The following is a 14,023-nucleotide window of genomic DNA, read 5'->3' on the forward strand; positions in this document are numbered from 1 at the left end:
AGCCGATACCCCAGAAAAAACAATGCCGCTCACCTTAAGTGAACGGCATTAGGGCATCAGCCCCCTTTTTTACGCATAAAAATTGAACGTTTGAATTGTCAGTAATGACATACTTTAGTCAAATCAATGAATCTTTACTGATTTTTGATTATTATCGGCTTTTAATCTCTCTGTTATATCACGGAAAAATCTCTCATGGCGAATACAACGATTTTACTACTTTGTGGCGGTGGCTCTGCGGAGCATGAAGTATCACTTGTTTCTGCAGACTACGTTCAGGCCCGGCTTGAGTCCATTGAGAACTTTGATGTCATAAGAGTTGAAATTAAGAAGGATGCTTGGTTTTGCAGCGAGGAGATTGTGTACCTAGACACCAATAAAGGTACATTGAATTTTGAACATCGCGCTATTAAGATCGATTTTGTCGTGCCATGTATTCACGGTTATCCGGGCGAAACAGGGGATATCCAATCAATGTTGGAACTCGCCGGTCTGCCTTATCTTGGCTGTAGTCCTGAAGCGAGCACAAATTGCTTTAATAAAATCACTTCAAAATTATGGTATGACACATTGTCTATACCCAATACGCCATACATCTTTTTGTCTGAGAACAGTCCGGAATCTTATGAAGACAGCCTAGCAGCGTTTGATAAGTGGGGTGAGGTATTCGTTAAAGCTGCTCGCCAAGGCTCTTCAGTTGGTTGTTACAAGGTCACAGATAGAGAGCAACTTAAAGCGGCGATTGATGGTGCCTTTGGCTATTCCGATCAAGTGTTGGTTGAAAAAGCGGTTAGACCAAGAGAGTTAGAGGTCGCTGCGTTTGAATTTAGAGGAAAACTGCACATTACGCCTCCTGGTGAAATAAAAGCGCCAGAAGACGCCTTCTACTCGTATGATGAAAAATACAGCTCAACAAGCCAATCGATTACTGATGTCGAAGCGTCTGATTTGAGCGAGGAACAACTTCGCATTATTGAAAAGTCATCAAGAAAAGTCTTTAAACAAATGAAGCTTCGTCACCTATCCAGAATAGACTTCTTTTTAACACCTGATGGACAAGTCTACCTTAATGAAGTCAATACCTTTCCGGGGATGACTCCAATCTCAATGTTTCCAAAAATGTTAGAGCACAGCGGCATTACAGTGATCGACTTTCTTAAAGATTGTGTTGATACGTCACTTATTGAATGAAACAAGTACTTTTCGTAGTTGATCAAATAAAGGTAGAAAAATTTCTTATTTGATAAATAGTTACAGTGTATCTTTGTTGAATTTGTCATTGTAGTGTAATGATTTAACTAGATTTATTTTTATGGGATGGGCTTCAGTAAATTTGCCTTTTGCCGATAAACTTGAATAAGAGCGATATACAATTATTATTAAATTAACTGATAACTAAGATAAAATACTATGGCTGCTGCAACATATCGAGGATTTACCCTCAAAACTGCTGGAAATTCTACCGATGTATGGCAAGTTCAGATTAAGAATCATACTTTATCTGGAAGCATGCCTGCGGTTAAAAAGAGCATTGATTGGTTTTGTGACACTGCAAATATCATTGATCCAAAAGAATTTGGATCTCTCGGTAACAAGAAAGAAGCTGAGGGAGGCCCAGTTCAAGAGGATTTCCATGGTTACACACTCAAGAACGATAATGGTAATCCCAACGAATGGTACTGTTTCTTTAATGGCAAATTAATTAAAGGTGGAAAGGTTGCCATGCAAAAGCATATCGAGGCATACTTGGTCGCCAAGCAGAAAGCAGAACAACAACAGAAGAAATAGTTATTTATGAGTCTCGTATATTCGACAGAGGTCGGCAGAATACAGTCAGAACCTGAAAAGGTTCAGCGCCCTAAAGGTGATGGTATTGTTCGTATACAGCGCCAAACCAAGGGTCGCAAGGGCAAAGGCGTAAGCATAATCACAGGCCTGGATTTAGAAGACGCACCACTCAAACTTTTAGCAGCCGAATTAAAGAAAGTATGTGGATGCGGTGGTTCAGTAAAAGATGGCACCATCGAAATACAAGGTGATGCCAGAGATAAAATCAAAGCGCATCTTGAAAAGAAAGGCCATACGGTGAAACTCGCGGGCGGTTAGGGCTTTATAGTTAATCTGTGTGGTAGGTTTCTTGATAACCAACATCCCATTAGAAAACTAGCTATATGTCCCAACTTAGGCAAATGATGTTCAGCATATATCATGTCTAACATAAACGCGGGGACTATCGTCAGCACTAATATAGTAACCGCGAACTTTCCCTGTATTTTTCCATGCATCAACAACACTATGCCTGATGCAGCTAATCCAAGAATTGCTTGAGAGCCTCCCGTACCCAAATTCCATGGTTCAGCAACCGTGAAGGTACTTATAAATGTTCCAGTTGTTCCTGCGACCATCCAAATGAAAGCGAACCTCGGGCTACCTAATTTTCTTTCTAGTAAAGATCCCAAGGCCAACAAAGAAATGACGTTGTATACCATATGTATCTGTTTAACATGAATAAGCTGGGATACAAACAAGCGCCATAACTCTAGGTCTAAAAGGTGTTTATACGTATAGCCACCATACGGTTCTAAATCTGCGACTTTAATCTTTTCGAAAAGTGATCCGGATATTTGATAATTTACCACCAACGATGTGACAACCGTTAATACCGCCAAAATCAAAGTTAAATTTGGTAACCGCTTTAAAATCACATTTTCCTTCCTAAGGCTGACGTAGTGTGTCACTGTGTGATTGTGACATGGTCATTAACTTAAAACATTTAAAAGTCACTCACAATGCTCAATGGTGAAACAAAATGCTTAAAGGCTAATATCTAACTTAAGCATCACAGATGAATAAGTTAGATATTAGCTATTTTATGGTAAATGGGTTATGTTGAATGCAACAAACATGTTTTATGCATATCGATGGGGAGTGCAGATGCACTCTTTAATATTGGATATATGATTTAACATAATGCACGTAATGCGCACTAATAGCGTAGGTGTAATTTAGTATCGAGTTATCACTGTGGATCGCAATGTTTAGATACAAAGTTTTGATTTACGGTGCTCTGACTTATTTCTAGAATCCTTACTCCATTCAATTAATATGAGTCTTTTTTAGTATGATAAAAATAAAAAAATTAACCTTGTTAAGTTTGGCTGTATTTTCACTGTCGTCAGCAACCGCATTTGCCGATGATAATCCTGACAATGACGATACCTCTGGTGGTGCCATCCCTTGCCATGTTAATCCTGTTTCTTGCTACCCATAACTATTTAAGGCATATCCGCTGTGATATGTCTTATTTTTTTCTATATCACAACTAAAATGCAGTGCGGATTTTTACACCAAATTTCATCACATTTCACCTTTCTATCAATACCTAACTCTGGCCATTAGGTAGCGGTGAAAAATGTATCGATATCACTTTACCTAACGACTCTATGTTAGAAATGACAATGGACCATGCTAAGAAAGAAGTTACTATCTCTCAAGCAGGCTCTTTCCACAATGATGATAAAGTTAGTTTACAGGTAGTAAAGCAGCTACTTCAGGAGCTATTAAATGACTACAAATTGAAGTTAGAATGGATGACACGCGGCTTTTCTTGCACTGTAAGTGCGGCTTAACGCTTTCTCACATTCTCGTTGGCCAGTCTGATTATTTATTATTAAAGGCGCGTCGATAGCAACACCAACAAGATGTTCCTCACTTGATAAGTATTCGACTATTGTCTTCTGACCGAGTATGGCAGGTTCTACAGCTTCTAAGAACAGCTTATTCCCAATAAGGCTTCCAACCGCTATCGCTGATGTATTCTTCTCTCCATTCCACGCAAGATCAATACCTGCTAGTTTCATATTTACTCCGAATAAAAAGGTCTAAAAAGGCGAACCTAACTTAGTCTATTGTACTTATGGTAAGCGTATTTAGATCTTCTATTTAAAGCATCTTGTATATGTGATAGATTGCTTATTTAAAAATTGGAGTTAATCGATGATAAGAAATTACCAATCGTCCGATATAGAACACCTTATTCAAATTTGGTTGGAAGCGTCAATTAAAGCACACCACTTTATCCCTAGGGAGTTTTGGCAATCACAAGTAGAGAGCATGCGCAATATTTACCTCCCTTCTTCAGAGGTTTATGTGTATGAACTCGATTCATCTGTCGTTGGGTTTTATGCTTTACACGAGGATAATCTTGCGGCCATATTTGTGTCTCCCGACCAGCAACATCAAGGAATTGGTAAACAACTTATCGATCACGCCAAACAAAGAAGACCAATGCTAACGCTCAGTGTGTATAAAGAAAATCAAGCTAGCTACCAATTTTATCTTTCTCAAGGATTTAAGGTTGAGATTGAACAAGCAGATCCTCATACAGCACATCTAGAATATGTCATGTACTACCAACCATAGTTTGTTCGATCTGTTTGCTAGTATCTTGTGGCCAAATAAGAGAGAATATCGGTGAGTTTATCTATTGTTGCTGATTGTTTTCTATGAGAATACTCTCCGTATTATTGCTTTGTACTCTTCTAGGTGGTTGCGTAAACCACCAAGTTAATCAGCGACCTTTTTTTGATAACTTAGAATATACGCATATTCTCGGTGATCCAACTCCAAATGGTCAAAGGATACGCTTGATATATACTCCTGAGGGCATGGCAGATAGAGAGGTTGTTGTTAATATTGAAGAGCCGGTTGACTCTATTTCTATGCACTTCCGGTTATGTGAAAACAATGGGGTTTACGACGAACTAACTGACGACCAACAAAAATCCATCCAATCACAAAAAGTAGATTGTGACTCCTGGCTTACACTCACCCCGCTGAATAACAACAAGTATGCATTATCGTATGAACTAAATATTCTGATCGGCTTTGAAGTTGAGTACTCGGATAAAGAGCCCAACCTTACACCCATTATGAAAAAACTAGCTCAATACCGCGCTATCTATAGCCCTAAGTCGGTTGCCTACCCGCTCCAACGATATATGGATGATGTCATTATCGAGGAGACAAAAGTAGAGTTTATGCTATAGAGCTTGAGCATGCTTAACCTCGGCTTGTATAAATCTAATCATATGTCCCTTTCGCTATGCAATATACAAATTAATCGTATCATACTGATATAGAACATTTAATTTATCAAGACATAATTTACGAGTGACATTGTAACTAAGTATCAAGCAAGATAATTAGTTACAATGTCACTATTGCTTTTCATCTTAAACAAAGTCACTCTTCAGCTGGTCATTTCTATTTTCTAAAAAACAGACCCAACTTGGTAACCAGAAACTACATAATGAGTTAGCTGCGCAGCAGCATATTATGCTGCGCGATAGTAAGCACTCGCAGACTGACTCAAACTTTTTGTAATTAAATTACAGGCACTTTTTGGCTCATTGTTGATGCAGAATATTATTCTGTCATAAACTCATGTTTTATTGAGCTTTTATTAGTTCTATACCAGTAGTTGGCTGGGGCCGGAGAGAGCCGAATTGCAGAACAACAAAAAGGGCTAACAAGTGCCCTCTTCTTGATTGATTATTTATTGAAGTGATTAAGTGGTAGAGTCGTTGGTCTGATTACGTATTTGCTCAGCGATTAACTTTATTGCCTGCGCTGTACTCATTCCTTGAGCCATGAGCTCTTGGATTTTTTCTACTGCTTTTTGTTGCTCGGCATGTGAAAGTGTTGGGAGATCATCAAACATAAATTGGCTCCATTAAACGTTAGGAGCCAACTATATTATTATTTACTAGAATCGGCCAGTTTTTCGTTAAGACAAATGATTAGTAACTGGCAAGAAAGTTAATGTACGCACCCATAGAATTTTCATTGGTGTAGCTTGCACCTATATCCATTTGAAAAAGGTTTAACGGTGACAAACCAATCCCAGCTGTGAAGGTATCATCTAAATTATCGTAAGCTAAATTACGACGCCAGCCTGCACGCAATTTTAACTGACGCATAATATCAATTTCACCCCCCACTCTTACGTATTGAGTGTTGTCTTTAAAATTGGTATAGCGCTCGTCTTCATTAACATCGTAATCGACACTAAATGCTGAATAATCCCCGACCAAACCTAGACCGACGGTGTATTGAGTTCTTATTTTATAAGAGTAGGATACAGCAGGAGTTGTTCGTGATTGGCTATTGTCTATTCGTGATGTTAGGGTTTGCGCAGCCAGTTCTTGAGTTGTAATGTCACGAGAAACAATATTCATCGCTGACACCCCAACCCTTAACGGTCCCCGAAACCATAAAAAGCCAGCATCCATATTGAACATGGTATCGCCCGTACCATTATCCCGCACATCTTTGATATCGTAATTGTTTAAGTTAGCTGTATAAACATAGGTATAGATGCGTTGTATTTTAGGTGAGATTCCAAATGAAATATGTTGGCCAAGAAACGTTTGGTACTTAGCTAGTGATATACCGACCTCGGCAACGCCAATTGCGACCGCATTAACTGCACTTAGCTCCGCATTGACCGCTGTGTTAAGATCAGTGTTACCTGTGTTTGCTCCAGTATATATATCAGTTTGAGCAAAAGCTTCAGTATAGGCTTTACCAAATAAATTAGCCGCCACCCAACTATTGGGAATAGCCAGAGCAACAACACCTCCGAGTTCTAACTTGGCAATGTCGTTTTCTAGCCCATTTAACGTTGTCTGTAACTGGGCGGCGTCAGCAGAAGAAATACTGTTTGAGCTGACTGCACCATCTATAATTTTCGCCGCTTGATCAAGACCATCGACCATTTCATGTTCATCATTATATGCGACGCCAAATGATGGAATAATCATTCCCGCATCATCATTTCGACGGTATATCGCGGTAATGGCAGGATTATAGAATGGGGCTGTTAGAAAATTGGAGGATACAACGCCAGTGCCTCCCATTGAATCTCCTCGCGCTTCAACAGCATAAGTTGCCGCATAGGAATGAGCAGAGAGAGGCTAAAGGTAATACTAAGATTTTTATTGATTTTTTCATATCGATATAAACTTCTTCATCCCTGTGGTTTATATCGTCTAATTGTGTATGAACTTGAGCTATTCCTCTACAGATATATCATATGTTTTGCTAATAATTTGGGATTGTTCAACAATTATAGGGCCTTGCCATCTTTGATGTGTCATTGACACTGCAAGAACATAGCGATCTGGCGGAACAATATTGGGCTCCAATGAAGTTGGATAATCAGATACATAGGATTCTCCCCATACCTTGTTGTACTGACCGTCAACATAATCATAGAGAGACGCATCAAGCTTTGGTAAAGGACAATGTTTATTCAACAAAGCGTTTCGTTCGACACGCCATTGATCTTTAGATTGCCAACGGATGCTCACTTTTGCTTTGGATTCACCAAATACCAGCCATGAACTCCATGACGTCTGATCCTTAGCTGTGATATCAATTCGATATAAACCCATAGGAATTTTGCTATTTAAGTTATAGCGCTTAACGTAGGATTGGGTCGGTGAATCTTCTTCACTCAAACTAATAAAAGATTGATCAGCAGAGATGCTTTTTTGTACCCAACGCGTAAGAGAAATGTCAGAGATCTCTTTACGAGATGAGACTTCTACAAGCGCTCGATATGAATCTCTTCCAGGGCTTTGAGTATCTATCGCTCTAACAGTGACATTTTTTAGCCATTCTGGGAACGGCCTAGAGTCTAGACCTTTACCACAATCTACTTGGAGTGATTGTTGAAAAAGCTCATTAAGATGAGGAGAGATAGCCTGATTTTTTTCCTGCTGCCAAACTTCCACTAAGGCAACAAACATTGCAGGTAAATCATTGTTGAGGAGAAACTTATGGGCTTGAATCAACGGCGAGTTACTCTCAAACCATAAGGTATTGGCAGCTGAAATGGGCGCACTAGCTAGTACACCCAATATTAGTGCTTTTATTCTCATTAGGCCTTCATTTTGTAACCAACACCACGAAGAGTTTCAATCTCGAGCCCAGGTAACTTCTGGCGCAATTGCAGAACGTGAGTATCTACAGTTCGGGTTGTTGGAAAATGGTTATATCCCCATACGTGATCCAATAACTCATCTCGAGTGAAAACTCGGCCGAGGTTACTCGCCAAGAAAAGTAACAGATCAAACTCTGTTCTGGTTAGCGTAATAGATTCCTCTTTGTAAAAGACCTCACGAGTTGCTTTATCGATCAACAGATGCTCTGTCTCGACTTTACTATCATCTTGAGCTTCTGACTCAGGAGCCCTAAGCTGTGCACGAATACGAGCAAACAACTCTGCTTCAGCAAATGGCTTAGTTAAGTAGTCATTTGCGCCGGCGTCTAAACCTGTAACCTTATCTTTTACTGTCACTAGCGCAGTAAGCAAAATAACAGGGACATCTTTTATCTCTTTCCAGCCGACAAGGTGCTCGACTGAGTCACCGTCGGGCAATTGGCGATCTAAAATCACCAGATCCGATTTCTCCCAGTATTGTTCTACTTCGGCAATGCTTTCAGCGTGAAAACATTCATATCCTGCTTGTTCTAAGCTAACTAGCAGACCATCGGCCAGATTTTTGTCGTCTTCAACAAGAAGCAGTGTCTGTTTCACAAGGTATCTCCAATATAAACGTTGTTGGTGGGCCGATTAGGGACATGCGTCCTCCCATTCTGCTCACCATAGATTCAACGATAGTTAAGCCTAAACCAAGACCGGCTTTGCTAACAAATGGTTGGCGCAATTGGCGCCAATCTTTTTGAGTTAACTCACCTTGGTCTATAACTTTAACAGTAATTAAATTATCTTCTGTACTTATATCCAGTACAACAGGAGCAACACCATACTTAATGGCATTGCGTATTAAGTTATCAATACAAGTCCCCAACCAATAGACATTTAGCTTTGCGGCTACGTCTTGATTGATTCTGAGTTTCACCTTGCCGTTAAACTCCTCATCAACCTTGAACTCCAACCACTCTTTTACCGATGGGACCCATTCGGTAGCGAGCGGCTTGTTGTCAGACTGAAGATAGTCTTTACTTGCTTCGGCAAGTTGTCTTAAACGGCGAGAGTCTTCACAAAGGCGTCGAAACTCGTCGTATACAGATTCAGGCAATTTTTCGAACTCTCGTCTAAATCCTTCTACTGTAAGAGATAGACTCGCGATCGGGGTTCTAAGTTCATGGGTGAGTATTTGAAGAATCAGCATTCGACTCTTCATCTCTTGTCGCTTTGTATTCCATCGGTATACTGCCCACCCTAACACAAGGAAAATGTTAGCAATGACGAGCACCATCATACTGATACGCAAGACCTCTGAATGGTCTTGAACATCCCAGCAAAGATTTCCTCGTCTAACAAAGCAACTACTTGATTCACCTTTTAAAGCAACACTCAAACCTGCTTCATCGGCGTTTTTTCGCCAAGTGCTCTCAGGATAAACAAGGTAGCTGTCGTTTTGTCTTAACCAAAGCTCCCCTTGTTCTAGAAACATACTGGAGCCAGAAATTAGCGCCATGATGGTTTCTTCGTTCATTCTTTGTAAACGACCCAACAATGTCACACGTGGTGCAAGCGGCCGCTCTTTGATATGCATATATTGTTGCAGCTGTTCCTGCTTTTCAGGGTGAAGCTCCGCATACCGTTTGGCATAAGTTCCCCCTCCCGGATGAATTAGTCCACTTCGTGCGAACCATTTCTGACTCAATTTAGTGCCTTTACACATAGCACGAGTAAAGACGAGAGGTTCTGTAATCAATGGGCTAAGTGGCAGTTTACCCGTACAATTCTGAGCGATTTGATAGAGGCGCTGTATGTCTCTCAGTGGGTAAGCCGAAGTCTGAGGGAGCATTGAATTAGGTGTTATTAATCGCGTTGGATAGTCTGACTGTAAAATACGAATATCGTATGATGCAGTGAAAATATCTTGACTGAACGAGTCGACAAACTGATCAATTCGCTCAGGTAATGAATTTGCGCTGGCTGTATTACAAATAATTGCAATAGTAATTACCAATGTTTTTATAACCGTTCTAATCAATGCAAAATTCTGTAAATCAATAGTTTAGATCTAGAGTAAAGTATTATCGCAAAAATATAAATTTCCAATGTGATATTGGTGTCAATAATACTACCCACAAAACAAAAGAAGCCAGCTAATGCTGGCTCCTACTCGTGCTTGTTATCTTACAGAGCTTTGGATATCGCGTCCACACTCTCTTTTGCGTCTCCGAACAACATTTGAGTATTTTCTTTAAAAAACAATGGGTTTTGTACTCCGGCATAACCAGTATTCATTGAACGTTTAAACACGATGACATTTTTTGCATTCCAAACTTCCAATACAGGCATGCCTGCTATCGGGCTGGCTGGGTCCTCCTGCGCTGCCGGGTTCACGGTGTCATTAGCACCAATGACCAAAACAGTATCGGTTTCTTCAAAGTCATCATTGATCTCATCCATTTCTAAAACAATATCATAAGGCACTTTAGCTTCAGCTAATAATACGTTCATATGACCAGGCAACCGCCCCGCAACTGGATGGATGCCAAAACGTACATTCACTCCTTTAGATCTCAGTTTCTCAGTTATTTCGTGAACAGGATATTGTGCTTGCGCGACTGCCATTCCATATCCTGGCGTAATAATGACAGATTTAGAGTTTTTCAATAGCTCTGCCACTTCATCAGCCGTGGACTCTCGGTGTTCACCATGATCAACGTCACTAGAAATAGAAACTTCTTGGCCAAAACCGCCGGCAATAACACTTATAAATGACCGGTTCATTGCCTTACACATTATGTATGAAAGGATCGCGCCTGATGATCCGACTAAAGCGCCAGTAACGATCAGCAGATCATTAGCGAGCATGAAACCGGCTGCCGCAGCAGCCCAACCGGAATAGGAATTGAGCATTGACACAACGACAGGCATATCAGCTCCACCGATCGATGCTACTAAATGATAACCAAAGGCTAGAGCAATTAGTGTCATTACAAACAAAGTAAATAAACTTCCATCGGCTTCTACGAAACGTGTTAACAACCAAGCGGAAACAATGACTGCAGCCAAGTTCATTTTATGTTTGTGAGGTAAGTTCAGTGGAGATGAAGACACTAAGCCGCGCAGTTTACCAAATGCAACCACCGAACCAGTAAAAGTTACAGCGCCAATGAATACGCCGAGAAAAACTTCTACCAAGTGAATTACATGCTCAGCGTGCGTCGCCGCTTCAGGAGCATCTAGATAGCTGTTATAGCCTACCAGTACCGCTGCCAAGCCGACAAAACTATGCAGTATGGCAACTAATTCTGGCATTTCGGTCATTTCAACTTTCTTAGCATAGTGAATGCCGATCGTTCCTCCTATTGCCATCGCAATAATGATCCAAACAAAACCTTGCGATTCTGGACCAAAAATAGTGGCAATTAAGGCAATCGCCATACCAGCAATACCGTAGTAGTTACCGTATTTTGCAGACTCTTGTTTAGAAAGGCCCGCTAAGCTCAGAATAAAAAATAGTGCAGCAACAATGTACGCTGCTTGTGTTAGTCCTGCAGACATTTGTGTTACTCCTTAATCTTTACGAAACATTTCAAGCATGCGTTTTGTGACAGTAAAACCGCCAAAGATATTAATGCTTGCAATCAATACGGCGATAAAGGCTAGAAATGAAACAGCCCCATTCCCTTGGCCTATTTGTAACAATGCACCTACGACGATAATCCCAGAAATAGCATTCGTTACTGACATAAGAGGAGTATGTAAAGCATGTGTGACATTCCAAACAACGTAGTAACCAACCACACAAGCAAGAACAAAAACGGTAAAATGACTTAGAAATGATGCGGGTGCAACAGAGGCCACCCAAGCAAAACTACATAGACCTACCCCTAGCGCAGCAAGCTTTTTAGTTCGAGATACTGGCTGATCTTTTTTCTCGGCAGGTTTGGCCACTTCTGTCGTGTTCTGCTGAGGCTGCTGAGCAGAAACCTGTATTGGAGGAGCAGGCCATGTTACTTCACCATTTTTTACAACAGTCACTGCTCTTAACACGACATCATCAAAGTTTATATCAATATTTCCATCTTTCTCCTTACATAGAAGCTTAAGGAGATTTACAAGGTTGGTTGCATATAGCTGAGATGATTGGGTCGGAAGGCGTCCAACCATATCTGTATACCCGACAACCTTGACACCATTTTTCGTCGTTATAACTTTATCTGGCTTGGTATATTCGCAGTTCCCTCCATTGGCAGCTGCGAGATCAATGACGACGCTGCCGGGTCGCATGGTATCAACCATTTTTTTGGTAATCAGTTTAGGAGCTGGTTTTCCGGGGATTAACGCTGTTGTAATGATAATATCAACATCTTTTGCTTGTTCAGCATAAAGCTCTTCCGCTTTTTTATTGAATGCTTCCGACATTTCTTTAGCATATCCATCACCTGAACCTGACTCTTCCTTGAAGTTCACTTCGAGAAATTCAGCGCCCATTGATTGGACTTGCTCTTTGACTTCTGGTCTTACATCGAATGCACGAACAACGGCGCCTAAGCTGCCTGCAGCTCCGATGGCCGCCAGACCTGCAACCCCGGCTCCTGCGACAAGTACCTTAGCAGGTGGAACTTTCCCTGCAGCTGTGATTTGCCCAGTAAAGAAACGCCCAAACTCATGTGCGGCTTCAACAACGGCTCGATAACCTGCGATATTGGCCATTGACGATAAAGCATCTAAAGATTGAGCCCTAGAAATACGCGGCACAGAGTCCATGGCTAGGACATTAATCTTTTTAGCAGATAGCTTCTCCATAAGCTCAGTATTTTGGGCTGGCCAGATAAAGCTTATGAGTGTTGCTCCTTCTTTGATCGACTCTATTTCTAGATCACTTGGTGCATTCACTTTAAGAATGATGTCAGATAACCAAACCTCATCTTTGGTGACAATATTGGCTCCGTTAGACGCGAAGGCATTATCATCAAAGCTGGCAAGCTCACCAGCCTTAGACTCAATATTGACGCTAAAACCTAATTTCAATAACTCCGCTACCGATTTTGGAGAAGCGGCCACTCGCGTTTCGCCCGCGAGTATCTCTTTTGGTACTCCGATTTGCATAATGGTTCCTTGGCTGCTGACAACAATGATTCATTGTTTTTATCGAACGCTTTCATGAACTTCAAGCACTTTGTATGGAAAATACAAAGTGCAGTCATATCTACTTAGCCTAGGTGTGATAAATTGTCGATTTAGTGCAAATCGCACAGGGATTACATTAAGAAATGAGATTTAAATTAGGTGCAGAGATAGCCATTCACCAGTAATAAATGTCTCTTTTGTCTTAAGGTAGGAAGGTCAACAAACACTAAGTGAATATATCGCCTTTCGTTTGATCGATAAACATTTTTGCCTTTGTGAGCATGAACTCATTTGCATCTGTTTCTGAAGCTAGAACATCTGAGCGGATAAACTTATATTCTTTGACTTCCCCTTCGATGTTTTTTGTGATGCGACCAGCGATTCTGAATTGTCCTCCCTCGGGTTTCGCTTCTTGATAAATAAGAAATCCTTTGTACTCTTCTGGTTGTACTTCGTTGTCGCCTTGTTCTTTTTGACTGCTACCAAACAGTCGAGAAAATAAACCCACTAAAAAACTCCTAAGTATCATTGTCATTTGATGCCAGTGGTTTTTCAAACCACTCTAATTCGATGTCGTCGTCAAATCTTGGTTTGCTAAACACAATTGGAACTTCATCTTTACGCTTACTTCTTCGATCTTCGACTATCATAGAAAGTGATGATTTTACTGCATCTTCAGCATAGCGCTTCAGTACAACTAGCCTTTCTTCTGATAAAGCGGAAAGAAAGTCGATATCGTAGCGAATATATACTGGGCGCAGTTGACCGAGCGCTAAGCAGGCTAAATCGGCCAGCTGCTCATGATTAAATCGGTCGGTATATTGACTATCAGCTAAAACTTGTCCAACTAAAGTTTCCATGTAGTTATGAACATCTACACTAATCTGCATAAAC

At 40.7% G+C, this 14,023-nt stretch carries 16 protein-coding genes and 1 pseudogene; 6 read left to right on the plus strand and 11 right to left on the minus strand.

What is annotated here, in order from left to right:
* The first annotated feature begins 195 nt into the window (after positions 1-195).
* From AAFM34_RS11065 to yciH, 3 genes are all read left to right on the plus strand, one after another.
* The gene (locus AAFM34_RS11065) at positions 196-1,191 is read left to right on the plus strand and encodes a D-alanine--D-alanine ligase (RefSeq protein WP_341662797.1); all 996 of its coding nucleotides are present in this window, start codon (positions 196-198) and stop codon (positions 1,189-1,191) included.
* Between the two features lie 219 nt (positions 1,192-1,410).
* Positions 1,411-1,788: a DUF3319 domain-containing protein gene (locus tag AAFM34_RS11070; protein ID WP_341662799.1), complete on the plus strand. Its 378-nt coding sequence runs from the start codon at positions 1,411-1,413 to the stop codon at positions 1,786-1,788.
* A 6-nt stretch (positions 1,789-1,794) separates the two neighbouring features.
* Positions 1,795-2,106 (plus strand): stress response translation initiation inhibitor YciH, encoded by a 312-nt coding sequence (gene yciH / locus AAFM34_RS11075; RefSeq protein WP_152431912.1) that lies wholly within the window; start codon positions 1,795-1,797, stop codon positions 2,104-2,106.
* On the opposite strand, the gene AAFM34_RS11080 is transcribed toward yciH, so the two are convergent.
* Positions 2,103-2,705 (minus strand): rhomboid family intramembrane serine protease, encoded by a 603-nt coding sequence (locus tag AAFM34_RS11080; RefSeq protein ID WP_341662801.1) that lies wholly within the window; start codon positions 2,703-2,705, stop codon positions 2,103-2,105. The two genes, yciH and AAFM34_RS11080, sit on opposite strands and share 4 nt — an antisense overlap.
* A 416-nt stretch (positions 2,706-3,121) precedes the next feature.
* Here AAFM34_RS11080 and AAFM34_RS11085 point away from each other — a divergent pair, with 416 nt between their 5' ends.
* Positions 3,122-3,271: a hypothetical protein gene (locus AAFM34_RS11085; protein WP_341662803.1), complete on the plus strand. Its 150-nt coding sequence runs from the start codon at positions 3,122-3,124 to the stop codon at positions 3,269-3,271.
* A 310-nt stretch (positions 3,272-3,581) separates the two neighbouring features.
* On the opposite strand, the gene AAFM34_RS11090 is transcribed toward AAFM34_RS11085, so the two are convergent.
* Positions 3,582-3,860, minus strand: a complete 279-nt coding sequence (locus AAFM34_RS11090) for a DUF429 domain-containing protein (protein ID WP_341662805.1) — start codon at positions 3,858-3,860, stop codon at positions 3,582-3,584.
* A gap of 136 nt (positions 3,861-3,996) precedes the next feature.
* Here AAFM34_RS11090 and AAFM34_RS11095 point away from each other — a divergent pair, with 136 nt between their 5' ends.
* Together AAFM34_RS11095 and AAFM34_RS11100 are read left to right on the plus strand one after the other, a co-directional pair.
* Complete coding sequence (locus AAFM34_RS11095) at positions 3,997-4,422, plus strand: N-acetyltransferase (protein ID WP_341662807.1); 426 nt, start codon at positions 3,997-3,999, stop codon at positions 4,420-4,422.
* 83 nt (positions 4,423-4,505) lie between these two features.
* Positions 4,506-5,048 carry a hypothetical protein gene (locus AAFM34_RS11100; RefSeq protein WP_341662809.1) on the plus strand — a complete coding sequence of 181 codons (543 nt, stop codon included), beginning with the start codon at positions 4,506-4,508 and terminating at the stop codon, positions 5,046-5,048.
* A gap of 521 nt (positions 5,049-5,569) precedes the next feature.
* On the opposite strand, the gene AAFM34_RS11105 is transcribed toward AAFM34_RS11100, so the two are convergent.
* The 9 genes and pseudogenes from AAFM34_RS11105 to AAFM34_RS11145 all read right to left on the minus strand — a co-directional run bounded on the left by AAFM34_RS11105 (position 5,570) and on the right by AAFM34_RS11145 (position 14,019).
* On the minus strand, positions 5,570-5,722 hold the full coding sequence (locus AAFM34_RS11105) for a YoaH family protein (protein ID WP_341662810.1): 153 nt from the start codon (positions 5,720-5,722) through the stop codon (positions 5,570-5,572).
* Positions 5,723-5,801: 79 nt separating this feature from the next.
* Positions 5,802-7,014, minus strand: a pseudogene (locus AAFM34_RS11110) (conjugal transfer protein TraF).
* 59 nt (positions 7,015-7,073) lie between these two features.
* The gene (locus tag AAFM34_RS11115) at positions 7,074-7,946 is read right to left on the minus strand and encodes a DUF2861 family protein (RefSeq protein WP_341662812.1); all 873 of its coding nucleotides are present in this window, start codon (positions 7,944-7,946) and stop codon (positions 7,074-7,076) included.
* Entirely contained in the window at positions 7,946-8,605 is a 660-nt protein-coding gene (gene vxrB, locus AAFM34_RS11120; RefSeq protein WP_341662814.1) for a response regulator transcription factor VxrB, read from the minus strand. Before vxrB ends, AAFM34_RS11115 begins: the two co-directional genes overlap by 1 nt.
* On the minus strand, positions 8,580-10,055 hold the full coding sequence (gene vxrA / locus AAFM34_RS11125) for a sensor histidine kinase VxrA (protein ID WP_341662849.1): 1,476 nt from the start codon (positions 10,053-10,055) through the stop codon (positions 8,580-8,582). Before vxrA ends, vxrB begins: the two co-directional genes overlap by 26 nt.
* A 125-nt stretch (positions 10,056-10,180) precedes the next feature.
* Positions 10,181-11,557, minus strand: coding sequence for a Re/Si-specific NAD(P)(+) transhydrogenase subunit beta (gene pntB / locus AAFM34_RS11130; protein ID WP_341662816.1), 1,377 nt, complete (start codon positions 11,555-11,557; stop codon positions 10,181-10,183).
* 12 nt (positions 11,558-11,569) lie between these two features.
* Entirely contained in the window at positions 11,570-13,108 is a 1,539-nt protein-coding gene (locus AAFM34_RS11135) for a Re/Si-specific NAD(P)(+) transhydrogenase subunit alpha (RefSeq protein WP_341662818.1), read from the minus strand.
* Positions 13,109-13,355: 247 nt separating this feature from the next.
* Positions 13,356-13,637 carry an HlyU family transcriptional regulator gene (locus tag AAFM34_RS11140; RefSeq protein ID WP_341662820.1) on the minus strand — a complete coding sequence of 94 codons (282 nt, stop codon included), beginning with the start codon at positions 13,635-13,637 and terminating at the stop codon, positions 13,356-13,358.
* 10 nt (positions 13,638-13,647) lie between these two features.
* A complete protein-coding gene (locus tag AAFM34_RS11145) occupies positions 13,648-14,019 on the minus strand; it encodes a late competence development ComFB family protein (protein WP_341662822.1) in 372 nt (123 codons plus the stop codon).
* Positions 14,020-14,023 lie beyond the last annotated feature (4 nt).

Source organism: Vibrio sp., from assembly GCF_038138445.1.
Lineage (GTDB): Bacteria > Pseudomonadota > Gammaproteobacteria > Enterobacterales > Vibrionaceae > Vibrio.

What these genes read in the sequence shown, in the direction of transcription:
- AAFM34_RS11065 (WP_341662797.1), top strand. Translation starts at nt 196, where the DNA reads ATGGCGAATACAACGATTTTACTACTTTGTGGCGGTGGCTCTGCGGAG.
- AAFM34_RS11100 (WP_341662809.1), top strand. Translation starts at nt 4,506, where the DNA reads ATGAGAATACTCTCCGTATTATTGCTTTGTACTCTTCTAGGTGGTTGC.
- AAFM34_RS11085 (WP_341662803.1), top strand. Translation starts at nt 3,122, where the DNA reads ATGATAAAAATAAAAAAATTAACCTTGTTAAGTTTGGCTGTATTTTCA.
- pntB (WP_341662816.1), bottom strand. Translation starts at nt 11,557, where the DNA reads ATGTCTGCAGGACTAACACAAGCAGCGTACATTGTTGCTGCACTATTT.
- AAFM34_RS11095 (WP_341662807.1), top strand. Translation starts at nt 3,997, where the DNA reads ATGATAAGAAATTACCAATCGTCCGATATAGAACACCTTATTCAAATT.
- AAFM34_RS11135 (WP_341662818.1), bottom strand. Translation starts at nt 13,108, where the DNA reads ATGCAAATCGGAGTACCAAAAGAGATACTCGCGGGCGAAACGCGAGTG.
- AAFM34_RS11115 (WP_341662812.1), bottom strand. Translation starts at nt 7,946, where the DNA reads ATGAGAATAAAAGCACTAATATTGGGTGTACTAGCTAGTGCGCCCATT.
- AAFM34_RS11090 (WP_341662805.1), bottom strand. Translation starts at nt 3,860, where the DNA reads ATGAAACTAGCAGGTATTGATCTTGCGTGGAATGGAGAGAAGAATACA.
- AAFM34_RS11105 (WP_341662810.1), bottom strand. Translation starts at nt 5,722, where the DNA reads ATGTTTGATGATCTCCCAACACTTTCACATGCCGAGCAACAAAAAGCA.
- yciH (WP_152431912.1), top strand. Translation starts at nt 1,795, where the DNA reads ATGAGTCTCGTATATTCGACAGAGGTCGGCAGAATACAGTCAGAACCT.
- AAFM34_RS11070 (WP_341662799.1), top strand. Translation starts at nt 1,411, where the DNA reads ATGGCTGCTGCAACATATCGAGGATTTACCCTCAAAACTGCTGGAAAT.
- AAFM34_RS11145 (WP_341662822.1), bottom strand. Translation starts at nt 14,019, where the DNA reads ATGCAGATTAGTGTAGATGTTCATAACTACATGGAAACTTTAGTTGGA.